At 36.4% G+C, this 16,963-nt stretch carries 21 protein-coding genes; 15 read left to right on the forward strand and 6 right to left on the reverse strand.

Annotated elements, in window-relative coordinates:
* Positions 1–7: 7 nt before the first annotated feature.
* Together EUC40_RS06625 and corA are read left to right on the forward strand one after the other, a co-directional pair.
* Positions 8–1,312, forward strand: coding sequence for a pyrimidine-nucleoside phosphorylase (locus EUC40_RS06625; protein WP_071713099.1), 1,305 nt, complete (start codon positions 8–10; stop codon positions 1,310–1,312).
* Between the two features lie 59 nt (positions 1,313–1,371).
* Positions 1,372–2,334 carry a magnesium/cobalt transporter CorA gene (gene corA, locus EUC40_RS06630; protein ID WP_071713169.1) on the forward strand — a complete coding sequence of 321 codons (963 nt, stop codon included), beginning with the start codon at positions 1,372–1,374 and terminating at the stop codon, positions 2,332–2,334.
* A 31-nt stretch (positions 2,335–2,365) separates the two neighbouring features.
* Here the strand turns inward: corA and EUC40_RS06635 are convergent, their stop codons facing one another.
* Together EUC40_RS06635 and EUC40_RS06640 are read right to left on the reverse strand one after the other, a co-directional pair.
* Positions 2,366–3,655 carry an NCS2 family permease gene (locus EUC40_RS06635; RefSeq protein WP_071713100.1) on the reverse strand — a complete coding sequence of 430 codons (1,290 nt, stop codon included), beginning with the start codon at positions 3,653–3,655 and terminating at the stop codon, positions 2,366–2,368.
* A 134-nt stretch (positions 3,656–3,789) separates the two neighbouring features.
* The gene (locus tag EUC40_RS06640) at positions 3,790–4,461 is read right to left on the reverse strand and encodes an SIMPL domain-containing protein (RefSeq protein ID WP_156574176.1); all 672 of its coding nucleotides are present in this window, start codon (positions 4,459–4,461) and stop codon (positions 3,790–3,792) included.
* A gap of 158 nt (positions 4,462–4,619) precedes the next feature.
* Between EUC40_RS06640 and EUC40_RS06645 the strand changes: the two genes are divergently transcribed.
* The gene (locus tag EUC40_RS06645) at positions 4,620–5,039 is read left to right on the forward strand and encodes a MarR family winged helix-turn-helix transcriptional regulator (RefSeq protein ID WP_001003309.1); all 420 of its coding nucleotides are present in this window, start codon (positions 4,620–4,622) and stop codon (positions 5,037–5,039) included.
* Between the two features lie 102 nt (positions 5,040–5,141).
* Entirely contained in the window at positions 5,142–5,687 is a 546-nt protein-coding gene (locus tag EUC40_RS06650) for a hypothetical protein (protein WP_156574178.1), read from the forward strand.
* Positions 5,688–5,711: 24 nt separating this feature from the next.
* Here the strand turns inward: EUC40_RS06650 and EUC40_RS06655 are convergent, their stop codons facing one another.
* The 4 genes from EUC40_RS06655 to EUC40_RS06670 are packed head-to-tail and all read right to left on the reverse strand — an operon-like array spanning position 5,712 to position 9,109.
* A complete protein-coding gene (locus EUC40_RS06655; RefSeq protein ID WP_156574180.1) occupies positions 5,712–6,776 on the reverse strand; it encodes an ABC-2 transporter permease in 1,065 nt (354 codons plus the stop codon).
* Between the two features lie 12 nt (positions 6,777–6,788).
* The gene (locus EUC40_RS06660; RefSeq protein WP_071713104.1) at positions 6,789–7,853 is read right to left on the reverse strand and encodes an ABC transporter permease; all 1,065 of its coding nucleotides are present in this window, start codon (positions 7,851–7,853) and stop codon (positions 6,789–6,791) included.
* A complete protein-coding gene (locus EUC40_RS06665) occupies positions 7,843–8,724 on the reverse strand; it encodes an ABC transporter ATP-binding protein (protein WP_071713105.1) in 882 nt (293 codons plus the stop codon). Before EUC40_RS06665 ends, EUC40_RS06660 begins: the two co-directional genes overlap by 11 nt.
* Positions 8,690–9,109, reverse strand: a complete 420-nt coding sequence (locus EUC40_RS06670) for a GntR family transcriptional regulator (protein WP_071713106.1) — start codon at positions 9,107–9,109, stop codon at positions 8,690–8,692. Before EUC40_RS06670 ends, EUC40_RS06665 begins: the two co-directional genes overlap by 35 nt.
* A gap of 166 nt (positions 9,110–9,275) precedes the next feature.
* On the opposite strand from EUC40_RS06670, the gene dacF reads away from it, so the two are divergent.
* From dacF to spoVAE, 11 genes are all read left to right on the forward strand, one after another.
* Positions 9,276–10,466 carry a serine-type D-Ala-D-Ala carboxypeptidase DacF gene (dacF, locus tag EUC40_RS06675; RefSeq protein ID WP_071713107.1) on the forward strand — a complete coding sequence of 397 codons (1,191 nt, stop codon included), beginning with the start codon at positions 9,276–9,278 and terminating at the stop codon, positions 10,464–10,466.
* Between the two features lie 169 nt (positions 10,467–10,635).
* Positions 10,636–10,986, forward strand: a complete 351-nt coding sequence (gene spoIIAA / locus EUC40_RS06680; protein ID WP_000059133.1) for an anti-sigma F factor antagonist — start codon at positions 10,636–10,638, stop codon at positions 10,984–10,986.
* Positions 10,987–11,427: an anti-sigma F factor gene (gene spoIIAB, locus EUC40_RS06685; RefSeq protein WP_001243400.1), complete on the forward strand. Its 441-nt coding sequence runs from the start codon at positions 10,987–10,989 to the stop codon at positions 11,425–11,427.
* 12 nt (positions 11,428–11,439) lie between these two features.
* The gene (gene sigF / locus EUC40_RS06690) at positions 11,440–12,198 is read left to right on the forward strand and encodes an RNA polymerase sporulation sigma factor SigF (RefSeq protein ID WP_000350729.1); all 759 of its coding nucleotides are present in this window, start codon (positions 11,440–11,442) and stop codon (positions 12,196–12,198) included.
* Positions 12,199–12,336: 138 nt separating this feature from the next.
* The gene (locus EUC40_RS06695; RefSeq protein WP_156574182.1) at positions 12,337–13,863 is read left to right on the forward strand and encodes a sodium-dependent transporter; all 1,527 of its coding nucleotides are present in this window, start codon (positions 12,337–12,339) and stop codon (positions 13,861–13,863) included.
* Complete coding sequence (locus tag EUC40_RS06700; RefSeq protein ID WP_071713109.1) at positions 13,863–13,961, forward strand: methionine/alanine import family NSS transporter small subunit; 99 nt, start codon at positions 13,863–13,865, stop codon at positions 13,959–13,961. Before EUC40_RS06695 ends, EUC40_RS06700 begins: the two co-directional genes overlap by 1 nt.
* 139 nt (positions 13,962–14,100) lie before the next feature.
* Entirely contained in the window at positions 14,101–14,697 is a 597-nt protein-coding gene (locus EUC40_RS06705; protein ID WP_244322198.1) for a stage V sporulation protein AA, read from the forward strand.
* Positions 14,690–15,106, forward strand: a complete 417-nt coding sequence (spoVAB, locus tag EUC40_RS06710) for a stage V sporulation protein SpoVAB (protein WP_071713111.1) — start codon at positions 14,690–14,692, stop codon at positions 15,104–15,106. Before EUC40_RS06705 ends, spoVAB begins: the two co-directional genes overlap by 8 nt.
* A gap of 11 nt (positions 15,107–15,117) precedes the next feature.
* Positions 15,118–15,576 (forward strand): stage V sporulation protein AC, encoded by a 459-nt coding sequence (spoVAC, locus tag EUC40_RS06715; RefSeq protein ID WP_071713112.1) that lies wholly within the window; start codon positions 15,118–15,120, stop codon positions 15,574–15,576.
* A gap of 13 nt (positions 15,577–15,589) precedes the next feature.
* A complete protein-coding gene (gene spoVAD, locus EUC40_RS06720; protein ID WP_156574186.1) occupies positions 15,590–16,606 on the forward strand; it encodes a stage V sporulation protein AD in 1,017 nt (338 codons plus the stop codon).
* 3 nt (positions 16,607–16,609) lie between these two features.
* Positions 16,610–16,960, forward strand: coding sequence for a stage V sporulation protein AE (gene spoVAE, locus EUC40_RS06725; protein WP_000345906.1), 351 nt, complete (start codon positions 16,610–16,612; stop codon positions 16,958–16,960).
* The last annotated feature ends 3 nt before the right edge of the window (positions 16,961–16,963 follow it).

A 16,963-nucleotide genomic window follows, 5' to 3' on the forward strand; every position in this document is an offset into this window, starting at 1 on the left:
CCTCACAATGAGAATGGTGGACCTAATTGCAAAAAAACGTGACGGACATGCATTAACGACAGAAGAAATTAACTTTATTGTTGAAGGATATACGAATGGTGATATTCCTGATTATCAAGTAAGTTCACTTGCAATGGCAATTTTCTTCCAAGATATGAACGATCAAGAACGTGCGGATTTAACGATGGCAATGGTAAACAGCGGTGATACAATCGACTTATCAGCTATTGAAGGAGTAAAAGTAGATAAGCACTCAACAGGTGGCGTTGGTGATACAACAACACTTGTATTAGGTCCATTAGTAGCCGCTTTAGGTGTACCGGTTGCAAAAATGTCTGGACGTGGTCTAGGACATACTGGTGGTACAATCGATAAATTAGAAGCAGTTCCAGGATTCCATGTTGAAATCGAAAATGATGAATTTATGCGTCTTGTGAATGAAAATAAAATTGCTGTTATCGGCCAAAGTGGAAACTTAACACCTGCGGATAAAAAGTTATATGCACTTCGTGATGTAACGGCAACAGTAAACTCAATTCCGCTTATTGCAAGCTCAATTATGAGTAAAAAAATTGCTGCTGGTGCAGATGCAATTGTTCTTGATGTAAAAACTGGAGCAGGTGCATTTATGAAAACAGATGAAGATGCAAAACGTTTAGCAGAAGCAATGGTGCGCATTGGTAATAACGTTGGTCGTAATACAATGGCAGTTATTTCTGATATGAGTCAACCACTAGGTGAAGCTATTGGTAACGCATTAGAAGTACAAGAAGCAATTGATACATTACAAGGTAAAGGACCGAAAGATTTAGAAGAGTTATGTTTAACACTTGGAAGTCAAATGGTATACCTTGCTGGACAAGCTTCATCTTTAGAAGATGCTCGTGAAAAGCTAATTGAAGTAATGAACAACGGAAAAGCATTAGAATCGTTTAAAACGTTTTTATCAGCGCAGGGCGGCGATGCATCTGTTGTTGATGATCCTTCTAAATTGCCACAAGCACAATTTAAAATTGAGGTAGAAGCGAAAGAAGACGGATATGTATCAGAAATCGTTGCAGACGAAATCGGAACAGCAGCAATGCTTCTAGGAGCAGGACGTGCAACGAAAGAGTCTGAAATTGATTTAGCAGTTGGTTTAATGCTTCGCAAAAAAGTAGGGGATAGCGTGAAGAAAGGTGACTCACTAGTTACAATTTACGCAAACCGCGAAAATGTTGAAGATGTAAAAGCGAAAATTTATGAGAACATGAAGATCTCTAAAGAACACGTTGATGCACCAACTTTAGTACATGGTATCGTAACGAAGTAATAAAAAAGCTGAGGAGATTTCTCCTTGGCTTTTTTTACTATTTTTTGTTTATAATAATAATGGGTGAAATTATGATTAGAATTTGTGCAGTAACAAAAACAGATGAAGTATTGTATGATGTTTCGCTAGAAGAAACAACGAAAGACCATATTGTATGGTATTGGCTAGATTTATATAAGCCAACGAAAGAAGAGTATACTTATATTTTGCAAGATCATTTTAAGTTCCATCCCCTTGCAATTGAAGACTGTCTTGAATATGTACAGAGACCAAAAGTTGATTTCTATGATGGATATAACTTTTTAGTTCTTCACGCATTTGGAGAGGATGGGCTAGAACCACATGAAATCGATTTATTTGTTAGTGATCGCTATATTGTTTCTTTCCATTTTTCTCATAACAATGCGATTGAAAGAGTATGGAAAACGCTTGGGGAAAAGAAACGGATTAAGAAGGGCCCTTTACATGTAGCACATACGATTACGGACCAAATTGTAGATGATTATTTTGCGCCTGTGTATTACATCGAGGATCATTTAAATGCAATTGATGATAATTTAACAGGTGAGACTGCGGGAAGTGTATTAGAAGAAGTATTTGATATAAGGGCTGATTTATCTAAACTAAGGCGTACAATCATTCCGATGCGTGATTTATTGTATCGAATTTTAAATTCGACCCGTTTTTACGGTATAAGTGATCATGAGATTTATTTTAAAGATATACATGATCATTTGCTGAAGCTGACTGAAATGATTGAAGCGAGCCGAGAGTTAACGGCAGATATTCGGGATAGCTATTTTTCATTAAACTCGCACCATATGAATAATATTATGAAAACATTAACGGTTTTCTCTACTATTTTTATGCCATTAACATTTATTGCGGGAGTATATGGAATGAACTTCTCACATATGCCGGAGCTAGGCGGACAATATAGTTATTTTATTTGTCTGCTTCTAATGGCACTAATTGGCGGTGGAATGATGGCTTGGTTTTATAAAAAAGGATGGTTTAAGTAAAAAAACACCGAGGGGTTTCCTCGGTGTTTTTTTAACCAATAGCATGTAATACAAACATTGCTAAGAATAAGCATGTAACGATATACATAGACGGTGCGACTTCTTTACGCTTTCCAAGAGCAACTTTTAAAATAGGATAAGCAATAAATCCGAACGCAATGCCATCAGCGATACTATATGTGAGCGGGATCATAACGATAATTAAAAACGCTGGAAAACCTTCTGAAAAATCGTTCAGAGGAATTTGTTGAATGCTTGTAATCATCAGCCCGCCAATAATAATTAAAATTGGTGCAATGGCACTATCAGGAATTAATTTGACAAACGGAAGCGCAAACAGTGATGCGAAAAATAACACCCCAGTAACGATAGACGTCAGACCTGTCTTGCCGCCTGCAGCAATACCTGCGGCACTCTCTACAGTTGAAACCGTAGGGCTTGTGCCAAATAGACCACATGTCATTGCTGAAATTGCATTGGCTTGGTAAGCACGCGGGAATTTACGGTCATCTTCTAATAAACCGTGCAATAGTCCCATGTTCTCAAAAATAAGCACCATGCTTAAGGAGAATGTTGCAATCCAAAATGGTAAGGAAGAAAGTTTTCCAAATGACATAGCTCCAAACACATCGCCATAATTAGCGAAGGAGAATGAACTATTTCCCACTTGACTTGTATCTACTAGACCAAATGCCCAAGCGATACCAGTTCCTATTGCAATCGTCCATAAAAAGTTTCCACGTACGTTACGAATAAATAATACAAGTGCAATGATAAGAGTAAGCACAGTCGCAAGAACGACAGGGTTACTTAATTTCCCCATTGCAACAGCAGTATTTGGATTCGAAACGACTAAACCACCTTTTTGCAATCCGATAAATGCTAAAAACAATCCGATGCCGACAGTAATAGCTTCCTTTAATGACTTTGGAATCGATACCGAGAGCACACGAGCGATTGGTGTAAAAGCAGCAATTGCAAAAATAATACCAGAGATGAAGACAGCTGCTAATGCTTCCTGCCAAGTTAAACCGAGCGTATGCACAGCAGTGTACGTGAAGAATGCATTTACACCCATACCAGGGACAAGAATAGCGGGTGCATTTGCCCAAAATGCCATAAGCAGACATCCGACGAATGAACTGAAAACAGTTGCTAAAATTCCGGCTTCAAGAGGAATGCCAGCATCTGATAAGATTGACGCATTTACAATCATAATATATACGATCGTGAAAAATGACGTAACCCCAGCTAAAACTTCTTGTTTTGGTGATGTTTCATGTAAACCTAATTTAAATGTTCTTTCAAGTATTCCTTTCATGTTAAACCTTCTTTTTCATATCCCTCTCCCACCCGTGATATCTCTTTTGTAAGAGCTCACCGACCTTTATTATATCAGAACATCATGTTTTTACAACAACGAAAATGATAACGTTTACTTATAAAAGAAATTATTTATAAATAAGTAAAAATGGCTCGTATTGTTGAAATGATTTCTAATTCTCCTGATTGAATAGGAGGGGCTGCTTGTGCATGTAAAGTAGCGTAGGACGTGACTTCCCGTGGTAATTGGGCAGACTCTTCAACGAATGAGAGTGGGACAGGATTAATGTTTAAATTATATGTACTCGCAATAGCACGAGCTTTTTCTACTGCTTGTTGCAGAGCTTGCATGAGGGCTTGCTCATAATATTTATTTGGATGAGATATTCGAAAGCGTAATCCTTTTGCTACGTTTGCCCCATTGGAAACGGCTATATCATATACTTCCCCTGCTTTTTGTACATTTAAAACGGTAATTTCATACAAATGCTCTACACGGTATCCTTGTAGCAATGCTTTATCATTTACATATTCGTATTGAGGAGTGATCGTATAAGAAATGGTTTCTATATCTTTATCGGCAATACCAAGCTGTTTCAGTGCATCCAGCAATTGTTTGGATTGCACTGCATTTTCTTCTTGAGCCTGTTTTACATTTTTATCATCTGTTCGAATGCCAAGCGTTAATATAACAACATTCGGTTTTGCTTTGACAACGCCTTCGCCTTGTACAGTAATAGTAGCTTCTTTACCAGTATTAGCTGTGCGTACGTTGTGTAAATAAGGATTCATTCCACCCTGCATTTTCCATCACCATCCTTTTTATATGTATATGTGTGAACAAAAAAGAAATTTATATGAAAAAGTTACATAAATGGGAATGTTAGAGAAAGAAAGCATATACAACGAGGGTATTTATAGATTATAATATGTGTAAATATGATAAAAAAGGGACGAGGCTAGTGAACGAAAAAAGAGAAACACTGATTTTAGAGTTATCCGGATCATTTCGAAAGATGATACGTTTATTACAAAATGATATTAATACACGTTTTGCAGAACATATGCCATATAATGAATTTTCTGTATTACGCGCGTTATTTTTAAAAAGTCCACAAATGGCTTCGCAAATTGCGAGTGAAGTAAACGTAACCTCCAGTCATATTACAGCTGTTACAGATCGTCTCGTACGAAAAGGATTTGTAGAAAGAAAACGTTCAAATTCAGATCGTCGTATCGTGTATTTAGAAATTACAGAACACGGAAGAGAAGTAACTGAGAAACTTGAAGCTGTGCGTAAAGAATATTATAAAGAGAGATTTAAAGGTTGGAGCGACCAAGAAATAGAAATGGTGTTAGAGCTATTTGGCCGCGTATTATAATAAATGAGGATAGGAAGCGAAAGCTTTCCTATCCTTTTTCTTTTGAATAAAAATATTTTGAAACTCCAATACTTTAATTAAAAAGAATCGGAGTGAAAAATTATGAAACGTATTTTTGCGCTTTTCATTATGACTGGAAGCTTTTTCTGCTTTAATCAATTCGTGGATGCCGCAACGCCAATTCAAGTCGTTCAGAAAGAATTAAAACATATTTCAAATAAGCAACCTGTCTTATACTCGAAACTATGGATTCGCTCTATGCAGAATACGATTTTATTTCATCATAGCGATAACGTTCGGCATGAAGATACGATAAGCAATGTGACAAAGTCTTCTCTTGTAAAAGTAAAACAACTTCCACTTCAGAAAGCATCACAGTACATCCCGAGATTATCACAGTATATTTCTAAATTTGAAGCTGAAAATGTGCAGGTGTATTATGTGGCGGCCCGTTATGAAGTGAAAAAAGAGAACCCGTACCAATTAAATGGAATGAATTATTTTATGCAAGTGTTTATTCAACAAGGGGGAGAATGGAGAATTGCTGAAAGTATAGTTGCTCCGACAGATCAAATCGTAGCAAATGGTGACGGGTTTGGAACGAAGCAAGAAAAAGAGTATGGGAAAAAAAGAGAGAATGTGAAATAACCTCCTCATTATGAGGAGGTTATTTTATTTGAAATTCCAAGAGACTTTCCATTTTAATATTTTAGGTAGGAAGAAATACGTAAGTAAACTAGTCCCCAAAAACCCAATGTAAAAATTGAGCAAGGAATGCGCGTCACTGAAAATTAAACCTCCAGTGATTCCAGCAAGTAGAATAGCACAAGTCAAAACTACTTTTTGTAGTTTTGGATATAATAAGTAGTTACCATTTCGTTCATTGATTGAACGAACGTATAAAAATATGCCGAGTGGTAATAAAATAATGATATGTGCGATAGGTCCAATCAATGTTTTTGCTGGTGGAACCTTTGTAAAGTTTGGTTCGTTATGCCGCACTCCATTTGAATCGGTATAAGCCCTTTGTGGATCATAATTAAATATAATCTGAAATTCTTCTGCTGGACTAGAAATACGTATGTTTTCCATCACATCATGTATAAGGCCGTTGTCCTCATGAAATTCAGTGTTTGAGTGAACAGCAATGACTCCTGCAATAAGTGATGGGAGTAACGCAGGGAATATTAATATAGCTGCAGTGAGAAATCCTTGCGATATAATATTTCCTGTAATTGTACCTATACATAAGGCAAGTGTATAGATAGCGATTAATACAATTAACATGTATATAAAATAACTATGAAAGGGGGAGAATACTTGATATTTATTATGAAAAGTTAACTTTTTCATAATAGCAAATAGCCCCCAGTTTAAAACGACAACAGCGGTGATATTACAGATTCCAAACAACCACTTTGTTATATAGAGGTGTGAACGTTTAAAGGGCATAGACCACAACAAATCACTAGAGTTATTTTGTCTCTCCCATCCAACTAACGTACAAGCTAGAACGATAAGTATACTACCTAACAGTATGACAGGGTTTAAAAGTGTTAAATCAAAGTAATAATGATATACATAATTCCACTCTTTATCCTGTTTTAGAAAGTATTGTTGTTGAATAGAAGCCATATAATATTTATACGATAAAGTATAGAAGCTGGTGAGCCAAAATAACCATACAACATATTTACTTTGTTGATACGTTCTTAGCCATAGTGCTTTTTGAAACATAGGATCTCTCCTTTAAAAAACTTTATAATTTGTTAGGCGTGATAATACAACATAAGTAATGATTCCAGCGAGAAACAAACTAATATAGTAGTTAGGTAAGAAATAAAATTGGTTCATTTTATAGCCACCTAGTAATGCAAAGTAAATGGTTGTCACCCATATCCATAATTTTAAATGCTTTTGGAAAATAAATATTTTTTGACTGTTTTCGTTTGGTGATCGCATATATAAATATGTTCCAAGTAGTAAGTAAAAAATTGTATAGAAAATAGGGACTAGCATTGATTTTGCTGAATAATATTTATGAGATACTGGATTTCTTAAAGTAGTTGGATCGTCTTTCTTCTCAAGGTGTTCTGGATGATAGTTATAATCAATAGAAAAGCGATAAATTGGTGCAACTATATTTGTTTTTTGATTGATTTCATAAAGTTGTTGATCTAATTTATTATTTTTAGTATTTGTAGCATCTAAATGATTTATCGTAAAGGTGTACACTAGTGGAATAAATGTAAGCCCCATTAGTAGCCATGGAATACAAAAAGCGACTTGTGACACGATGCTTCCAGTAAAAGTACCGATACATAAAGCTGCTGTATAGACTGCAACATAAGAAACAATCGCATAAAGAAAGTATCGGTGAAATAGACTAAATGATTGATAATCAAAATGAATGGTTGTTCTATAAATAACATACATAAGAATCCAATTTATAAGTAACGAGCTTACAATACAAAAGGATCCGAAAGCCCATTTAGATAAGAAAATATTTTTTCTTTTAAACGGCATCGTCATAAGTAGTGTATTAGATTGATTGCTACGTTCCCATCCTATCAATAAGCAGGCTAAAGCGATGATAAGAACTGTTAACAAAAAACTATTACCTTCTCCTGAAGAAAAGGAATAAAAATAATAATACTGTTTCCCTTTATCTTGTAATTCGTAATATTCAGCGAGTTCCATCTGAGCACTTCTATAGTAGCCAAAAGATAATAAGTAAAGCGAACTAAAGAAGAATAGTAACACAGCATATTTCCCGCGCTTCCAATTCCACATCCATAACGCCTTATGAAACATAGCCATCCCCCTCAAGTGTCGTGACGAAGACATCTTCAAGTGACATCGTCAATTCTTCAATGAGTATTGGTTGCTCTTTATAAAACTTCTCCAGTGTTGTAGATACATTTCCTTCGATTAAAATCGTATATACTTTTCCTGTTTGATTTAATATTTTAATATTGTTTAAGTTTTCTAGTTTTTGAGGTAATGAACGTTCGTAAGCTACTTGTATTTTTGCGAATCGTGATTTTGCATCGTCTAGTGATGTAATAGAAGATATAGTATGGCCTTTTAATATAATGATTGTATCTGCAATTTGTTCCACTTCATCTAAATGGTGAGTGGAGATGAAAATGGTAATCTCTTTTTCTGCAACCTCTCCAACGAGAAACTGTAAAATCTGTCTTTTCACGATAGGGTCAAGTCCGTTTGTCGGTTCATCTAAAATGATATATTCGGCCTTTGTAGAAACGGCTAAAATGATCGCAAGCAGTGCTTTCATTCCTTTTGAGTAACTACGAATTCGTTTGTTTGGTAAGTTAAAGCGTTCTAACAGTTCATAGAAATACTGTTCATCAAATGCTGTATAAACGGCTTTGTAAAACTTTACAATTTCTTTTACTGTATATCCGTTCAGTATGTTAGTAGAATCTGGAACGTATACGATTTTTTGCTTTATTTCAGGACATTGATGAATGTTTCTATCTTCATATGTAACAGTCCCTGCATCAGGGTCTAAAATGCCGACCATCGTTCGTAATAAAGTTGTTTTTCCCGCACCGTTTCTTCCGAGCAATCCGACGATACTTCCTCTTTGTAATGTGAAAGAAACATCGTCTAAAATTGTTTGATTATCAATTGTTTTCTTCAGGCTTGTCACTTTCAGCATCCGAACTTCCTCCAATCTCTTTATAGTATGAATCTATCCAATCATGAATTTTATCTTTCGTAACACCAAGATAAGAGGCTTCTAATAGTAATTGATGAAATTGCTTTTCAACCATAGCGATTTTCCTTTCGTCTAATGTTGGGGTAATCGATTGGGATACAAATGTTCCTTTTCCTCGTAGTGTTTCAATAATCCCTTGTCGCTCTAACTCTTGATACGCTTTACTCACTGTATTTGGATTGATAACGAGTAAAGAAGCGAGCTCGCGTACAGAAGGAAGCTTATCACTTGGAGCTAACATGTTTTTCAATACGAGTTCTTTTATATTATGAACAATTTGTTCCCATATCGGAGTGTTGCTTCTTGGATCAAGTTGAATATGCAAGAGCAATGTCTCCTTTCTGATATGTATTAAGTGTACTACTGCGTGTAATACACTTAATACAATATCGGTAATGAATATATTTGTCAACTGAAAATAATAGAAAATTATGGTATTAAAAATTCGTAAATTGGAAAAAATAGGTTTGATATAGAATGGAGGGTTAGTCATGAAGCGAGTTTTTGGAATACTTGTTTGTTTCATGTTATTGCTTTCTGGTACTTCAGTGAGTTTTGCACAATCTGAGAAAACGAAACAGGAGAAAACAGAAGAAACCGCGCCGAAGTTAGCGGAACAAGCGTCGTCAGCAATCGTAATTGAACAAGATACAGGTAAAGTTTTATTTGATAAAAATCCAAATGAGAAGTTACCACCTGCCAGTATGACGAAGATTATGACAATGCTATTAATTATGGAACAAGTTGAAAAAGGAAAACTAAAACTGACAGATAAAGTTAGAGCAAGTGAGCATGCAGCTTCAATGGGTGGATCGCAAATCTTTTTAGAGCCTGGGGAAGAGATGACTGTAAATGAAATGCTAAAGGGTATTGCCATTGCATCTGGAAATGATGCGTCTGTTGCAGTAGCGGAGCATATCGCTGGTTCAGAAGAAGGTTTTGTAAATATGATGAACAAAAAAGCGAAAGATTTAGGACTGAAAAATACTCATTTTCAGAATCCGACAGGTCTCCCAGCCAAAGATCATTATTCCACAGCAAATGATATGGCAATTATGGCGAGAGAATTGATGAAGTACCCTCTTATTCGTAAATATACAGGTAAATATGAGGACTATTTACGTGAAGATACGGATAAGAAGTTTTGGCTCGTTAATACGAATAAATTAGTACGTTTTTATCCTGGAGTAGATGGAGTGAAAACGGGTTTTACGACGGAAGCGAAATATTGTTTAACTGCATCAGCTGAAAAAAATGGAATGCGTGTTATTTCAGTTGTTATGGGAGCACCTACATCTAAAGAACGGAACAATCAAGTGACGAAGCTTCTTGATTATGCGTTTGGTCAATATATGACAAAGAAAATGTATACGCGCGGTGAAAAAATTAAGACTGTACAAGTAGGAAAAGGTAAAAAGGAAAAAGTAGATTTAGTTGCGTCAGATAATGTGTCTCTTCTAATGAAGAAGGGCGAAAATATGGACAAAGTAAAACAAGAAGTAATCGCTGAAAAGAAAGTTAAGGCACCAATTAAAAAAGGTGATGCGCTTGGTACACTTGTTATTAAAAAAGATAAAGAGGTTTTATTAAAACAAACAATCGTAGCAAAAGAAGATGTTGCAGCAGCAAGCTGGTGGGAGTTATTTAAGAGAAGTTTTGGGATGTTTTCAACATCAAAATAGCGGCGGGAAATTTGCCGCTTTTCTGCTTGTTTGTACAGGAATAATTGCTGAAAAATTTCACATTATGGCGAAATAGTACTTCTTTTGTCAATAGGAAGGATTCTTATTCTCTGTCACGAAAATCTTATGTATGCTAATGAGTAAAGTTTGAGCATAAGGAGGAAATCGTGTGAGTCTTTCCATGCAATTAGAGGTAAAACGTGACGTCTTATGTGTGAGGTTAGCGGGTGAACTAGATCATCATACTGCTGAAGAGTTGCGAACGAAAGTAACAGATATGATTGAGACGCATGGTGTTCATCATATTGTTTTGAGCCTAGAGAATTTATCATTTATGGATAGTTCTGGTTTAGGTGTTATATTAGGCCGATATAAACATGTAAAGGGATTAGGTGGAGAAATGGTTGTTTGTGCAATCTCACCACCTGTTAAACGTTTATTTGAAATGTCAGGCCTATTCAAAATTGTTCGTTTAGAAGAAAGTGAAGCGCATGCGCTCGCGACGTTGGGGGTGGCATAAATGAGAAATGAAATGAACCTTCAATTTTCAGCGTTAAGTCAGAATGAATCATTCGCTCGTGTTACAGTAGCTGCTTTTATTGCACAACTAGACCCAACGATGGAAGAACTAACAGAGATTAAAACAGTTGTGTCAGAAGCAGTTACAAATGCAATTATTCATGGGTACGAAGGAAATGCAGAAGGTGTTGTTTATATTTCAGTGATTTTGGAAGAAGCAATGGTGAAACTCACGATTCGAGATGAAGGAATTGGTATCTTTAACTTAGATGAAGCGAGACAACCCCTGTTTACAACTAAACCTGAATTAGAGCGTTCCGGAATGGGATTTACTATCATGGAAAATTTTATGGATGAAGTAGAAGTTATTTCAAACGAATCTTTCGGGACAACAATCCATTTGACAAAATACTTATCAAATAGTAACGCTCTATGCAATTAAGGAGAATAGCCTATGGACATAGAGGTCAAAAATGAGAAGAAGAAACCTCAGTTAAAGGACCACGAGCTAAAAGCGTTAATTCAAAAAAGTCAAGATGGAGATCAACAAGCAAGAGATACGATTGTTCAAAGTAATATGCGTCTCGTATGGTCGGTTGTGCAGCGGTTTCTGAACCGAGGATACGAACCAGACGACTTATTTCAAATTGGATGTATTGGACTCTTAAAATCGGTAGATAAATTTGATTTATCTTTCGACGTGAAATTTTCAACATATGCAGTTCCCATGATTATTGGAGAAATTCAACGATTTTTACGTGATGATGGATCGGTGAAAGTGAGTAGATCTTTAAAAGAAACAGGAAACAAAATTCGAAAGATGAGAGACGAGCTTTCAAAAGAATTTGGAAGAGCTCCAACAATTAATGAAGTAGCTGAGGCTCTGGAACTAACGCCAGAAGAAGTCGTTTTGGCACAAGAAGCGAGTCGTGCGCCTTCATCGATACATGAAACTGTGTATGAAAACGACGGGGATCCAATTACTATTTTAGATCAAATCGCAGATCAATCTGAGACGAAATGGTTTGATAAAATTGCTTTAAAAGAAGCGATTAGAGAATTGGATGAACGCGAACGTTTAATTGTGTATTTGCGCTATTATAAAGACCAAACACAATCAGAAGTAGCTGAGCGTATTGGTATTTCACAAGTGCAAGTGTCAAGACTTGAAAAGAAAATATTAAAACAGATGAAAGATCGAATAGATGAATAATTATCTATTCGATTTTTTTTATTGTCATGAAAAGGATAAGATTACAACTATTTCTAAAAAATTGACAGAATTTATTGATAATTTAGTAAATTTAAAATATAATCCAAGTATGAACTTGTCACAAAGGGGGAAGGAAACATGGAAACGAGGCAACAATGGGGAACGAGGGCTGGATTTATTTTCGCAGCGGTCGGATCTGCCGTTGGATTAGGGAACATATGGCGTTTTCCTTATACAGCATATGAAAACGGAGGAGGCGCATTCTTTTTACCGTACTTATTCGCATTATTAACGACTGGTATTTCATTGTTAGCATTTGAATTTACTCTCGGGCATCGTCATCGTGGTTCGGCGCCACTTACATTCTTCCGCATTCATCCACGTGCTGAATTTATTGGTTGGTGGCAAATGTGTGTAACGTTTATCGTATCAACATATTATGCTGTAATTATTGCTTGGTCTATTTCCTATACATACTTTGCAATTACTGGCGCATGGGGGAAAGACACGGAAGCATTTTTATTTAAAGAATATTTACATGTTGCGGATAAACCAGGACAATTTGGAGGGCTTGTACCAGAAGTATTAATTCCACTAGCGCTCGTTTGGATTATTGTGCTTGGTGTTGCATTTAAAGGAGTTAAAAAAGGAATCGAAGTCGTTAACCGTATTTTTATTCCCTTACTAGTTGTGATGTTCCTGATTATCGTTGTTCGTGCAGTGACGATGGAAGGTGCGATGCAAGGTTTAGATGCATTCTTTAAACCGGATTGGAGTCGTATTTTTGATGGGAAAGTATGGCTTGCTGCTTACGGTCAAATTTTCTTTAGTTTATCGTTAGCATTTGGAATTATGATTACATATTCTAGTTATTTACCAAAAAACTCAGATACAACAAATAATGCTTTTATTACAGGATTTGCAAATTCAGGATTCGAATTATTAGCAGGTATTGGTGTTTTTGCAGCTCTTGGATTTATGGCGAACAATATGGGGGTACCAGTTGATAAAGTTGCAAGTGCTGGTGTAGGTCTTGCATTTGTCGTATTCCCGCAAATTATAAATGAGTTACCGATGTCGTCGTTATTTGGCGTATTATTTTTCTTATCTTTAACTGTTGCTGGAATTACATCACTCATTTCACTTGCAGAAGTATGCTTTGCTGCTGTATCTGAAAAATTCAGCTTAAGTCGTCAAAAGACGATTGGAATTATGGGAACACTTCTTGTGTTAGTTTCTCTTGTTTTTGCAACACGTGGTGGACTTATGTTCCTAGATGTTGTAGATTATTTCGCTAACAATTTTGGATTGATTTCAATAGCACTTGTGGAAGTAGTGACAATCGGACTGTTTCTACGCCGTTTACCGGTTTATCAAAATCACGCAAACTTCGTATCTGATATAAAGTTAGGGACGTTTTGGAGAGTGAGTTTACTCGTTATTACTCCGCTTATGTTAGGATACATGTTAATTGATGGTATAATCCAAAATATTAAAAAGAACTATGGAGATTATCCAACAGAGTTCGTCGTAACATATGGTTGGTCAATTGCAGCAGCGTTCCTTATCGTTGCGCTAATCATTAGTCTAAAGAAATGGAATGCACAAATACATTCGGATTCTGCTAAGCTTGAAAAAGAATGGAAAGATCGAGGTGTTTCATAATGAGTGGATCAGCGATTATGATGATGGTCATTGGTATTGTAATCATTTGGGGAGGGCTTGCATTAAGTATCGCAAATTTATTCAAGAAAAAGGCATAAGTTAAAAAACATCTGTACCGAAACGGTACAGATGTTTTTTTATGAAAAATTGTATGAGAAAAAAATCCAATAACCATACTACAACTACGAGGAAGAGTGAAGAGGTGAATGTAGATTGGAAAGAACTATATATATTAAAATGCGCAACCGCTTAAAAGTTTCTCCTTCGTATGAAGTGAAGCTAGGTGATGTTGCTCAGCTTGCTGGAGATGCTTTCGTAGTTGAAGCGTTACAAAATGAGATTGTTTACAAAATAACAGCACATGATAAGACGCATGTTGTAATTGATGTTATGAAGATAATTGAGATCATTAGGCGAAAAGCGGCTCACATACAAATTAATTTACTCGGTTCTGGACAAACTCTTGTTGAAATTATTTATGAAAAAAAGAAAGTGCACCCAGTCTTCTTTGGACTTGTATGGTTATTACTTTTTATTGGAGCAGCTCTTGCAATCATTTATTTCCATGAGGATGTAAGTATGCAGCAAGTACATCAACGGTTATATTACATGATTACTGGAGAGTTTAAGGAGCAACCACTATTATTTCAAGTTCCATATTCAGTTGGCCTTGGATTAGGTATGGTTTTATTTTTTAATCATGTATTTCAAAAGCGAATTAATGAAGAGCCGAGTCCGTTAGAAGTCGAGATGTTTCAATATCAACAAGCGCTTGATCAATATGTAATTGTGAACGAAAACAAGGATAACACGAAACAGCTTGCTGATGATTGAATGTGGGTTTGTTATATTAATTGGTTTAGCTGGCGGGATTGCAGTAGGGAGCGGGTATGTTGCCTTTTTGGCTGTACTTGGTATAATCCCTCGTTTAGCTCAACTAACGAGAAGTGGAAAACATATTCAATATTTTGAGTGGGCCGTCATTTCGGGTACTTTAACAGGGGCTTGGTGTAGTTTGAAAAACATTACATTTCAAACATCGCAATATTGGCTTGTAATATTAGGATTATTTTGTGGCACATTCATTGGAATGCTTGCTGCAGCATTAACAGAAGTATTAAATGTTTTACCTATTTTAGCGAAACGAGTTGGGGTAGAGGGGAAAATCGTTATTTTACTCGTTGCTCTTGTACTTGGAAAAGTAATAGGCTCATTGTTTCACTGGATTTATTTCGTAAAGTAGGAGGCATATTAATGACAACGCGAAAATTGAAAGATGATTACATAAATAAAGTGAAAGAGTATCATCCAAAACCAAACTATTTGCTAAATTGTGTGAAGGCATTTCTTGTAGGGGGGCTCATTTGTACAGTCGGAGAAGTATTGATGAAATTTTATATACATTATTTTCACTTTAGTGAACAAGAGGCAGGAAATCCGACAGTTGCAACTCTTGTTTTATTATCAGCGATTTTAACAGGATGTGGTGTATATGATAAAATCGGTCAATTTGCTGGAGCAGGATCGGCAGTTCCAGTTACTGGATTTGCGAATTCTATGGCGAGTGCTGCGCTAGAACATAAGAGTGAGGGCATTGTTCTAGGGATTGCTACAAACATGTTTAAGCTTGCTGGAAGTGTTATCGTGTTTGGCGTCGTTGGAGCATATATTATCGGATTAATAAGGTACACTTTTAACATTTTTATGTCTTAAAGGAGGGGCGAATATGAGGTTGACCGGGAAACAAACGTGGGTATTTCAAAATGATATTTATGTGAATGCAACCGGTACTGCTGTCGGTCCGAAAGAAGCTGAAGGCCCTCTTGGAAAGGATTTTGACATTTCATATGATGATTTACATTGTGGAGAAGAAAACTGGGAACTTGCTGAACGAAGATTAATGTCAGATTCAATTCAACAAGCAGTGCAAAAAGGGAATATAAAAACATCGGAAATTGATTTCTTTTTAGCTGGTGATTTATTAAATCAAACAGTGACAGCAAATTATGTTGCTCGGGAGTTTGGCATCCCTTTTTTAGGAATGTTTAGCGCTTGTGCAACGTCAATGGAAACTTTAGCGGTCGGATCAGCTTTTATAGACGGTGGATTTGCCAATCGTGTCTTAGCTACAGTAAGCAGTCATAATGCAACGGCTGAAAGGCAATTTCGTTATCCAACAGAGTACGGGGGACAAAAGCCGGGAACAGCAAATTCAACTGTTACAGGTGCGGGATCCATATTAATTAGCAAAGAAAAAAGTGCCATTAAAATTACGGCAGCTACGATTGGGAAAGTACAGGATTTAGGAATAGCGAATCCTTTAGATATGGGATCGGCGATGGCGCCAGCTGCTGCTCATACAATTCAACAGCATTTTGAAGATTTGGGGAGGAGTGCAGCTGACTACGATTTGATTGTTACAGGTGATTTATCAGGTGTTGGAACCCCACTCGCGAAGCAACTATTATTGGAAGAAGGTTACGAACTTGGGCATATATACACTGATTGTGGATTAATGATTTATGATTCCGGTCAAGAAGAAGTATTTGCGGGTGGTAGTGGCTGTGCTTGTTCAGCTGTTGTCACATATGGTCATTTATTACGAGAGATGCAAAAAGGGAATTTACAACGAATTTTTGTCGTTGCAACCGGTGCGCTATTAAGTCCGATGATGATGCAGCAGAAAGAAACGATTCCGACAATTGCACATGGTGTCGTATTTGAAAGAGTGAAAGGAGAGTGAAATGTGGATTTTATATATGCATTTCTTGTAGGTGGCGCTATTTGTGTAATTGGACAAATATTGTTAGATTTCGCAAAGTTAACCCCAGCGCATTTAATGGCAACCTTTGTAGTTATCGGAGCGATTTTAGATGGATTTGGATTGTACGATAAGCTTATAAAGTTTGCGGGTGCTGGGGCAACAGTTCCTATTACAAGCTTTGGTCATTCACTATTGCACGGAGCGATGCATGCGGCAGAGAAACACGGTTATTTAGGAATTGGTATTGGCATGTTTAGTTTAACGTCTGCGGGCATTTCCGCAGCGATATTATTTTCATTTTTTGTAGCACTTATATGTAAACCGAAAGGATAAAAT

The organism is Bacillus luti, from assembly GCF_009739945.1.
GTDB classification, from domain to species: Bacteria; Bacillota; Bacilli; order Bacillales; family Bacillaceae_G; genus Bacillus_A; species Bacillus_A luti.

Bases quoted from the DNA above. Each gene is read 5' to 3' on its own strand.
- EUC40_RS06625 (WP_071713099.1), top strand. From the start codon at position 8: ATGAGAATGGTGGACCTAATTGCAAAAAAACGTGACGGACATGCATTA.
- corA (WP_071713169.1), top strand. From the start codon at position 1,372: ATGGGTGAAATTATGATTAGAATTTGTGCAGTAACAAAAACAGATGAA.
- EUC40_RS06635 (WP_071713100.1), bottom strand. From the start codon at position 3,655: ATGAAAGGAATACTTGAAAGAACATTTAAATTAGGTTTACATGAAACA.
- EUC40_RS06640 (WP_156574176.1), bottom strand. From the start codon at position 4,461: ATGCAGGGTGGAATGAATCCTTATTTACACAACGTACGCACAGCTAAT.
- EUC40_RS06650 (WP_156574178.1), top strand. From the start codon at position 5,142: ATGAAACGTATTTTTGCGCTTTTCATTATGACTGGAAGCTTTTTCTGC.
- EUC40_RS06655 (WP_156574180.1), bottom strand. From the start codon at position 6,776: ATGTTTCAAAAAGCACTATGGCTAAGAACGTATCAACAAAGTAAATAT.
- EUC40_RS06660 (WP_071713104.1), bottom strand. From the start codon at position 7,853: ATGTTTCATAAGGCGTTATGGATGTGGAATTGGAAGCGCGGGAAATAT.
- EUC40_RS06665 (WP_071713105.1), bottom strand. From the start codon at position 8,724: ATGCTGAAAGTGACAAGCCTGAAGAAAACAATTGATAATCAAACAATT.
- dacF (WP_071713107.1), top strand. From the start codon at position 9,276: ATGAAGCGAGTTTTTGGAATACTTGTTTGTTTCATGTTATTGCTTTCT.
- spoIIAB (WP_001243400.1), top strand. From the start codon at position 10,987: ATGAGAAATGAAATGAACCTTCAATTTTCAGCGTTAAGTCAGAATGAA.
- sigF (WP_000350729.1), top strand. From the start codon at position 11,440: ATGGACATAGAGGTCAAAAATGAGAAGAAGAAACCTCAGTTAAAGGAC.
- EUC40_RS06695 (WP_156574182.1), top strand. From the start codon at position 12,337: ATGGAAACGAGGCAACAATGGGGAACGAGGGCTGGATTTATTTTCGCA.
- EUC40_RS06700 (WP_071713109.1), top strand. From the start codon at position 13,863: ATGAGTGGATCAGCGATTATGATGATGGTCATTGGTATTGTAATCATT.
- EUC40_RS06705 (WP_244322198.1), top strand. From the start codon at position 14,101: ATGCGCAACCGCTTAAAAGTTTCTCCTTCGTATGAAGTGAAGCTAGGT.
- spoVAB (WP_071713111.1), top strand. From the start codon at position 14,690: ATGATTGAATGTGGGTTTGTTATATTAATTGGTTTAGCTGGCGGGATT.
- spoVAC (WP_071713112.1), top strand. From the start codon at position 15,118: ATGACAACGCGAAAATTGAAAGATGATTACATAAATAAAGTGAAAGAG.
- spoVAD (WP_156574186.1), top strand. From the start codon at position 15,590: ATGAGGTTGACCGGGAAACAAACGTGGGTATTTCAAAATGATATTTAT.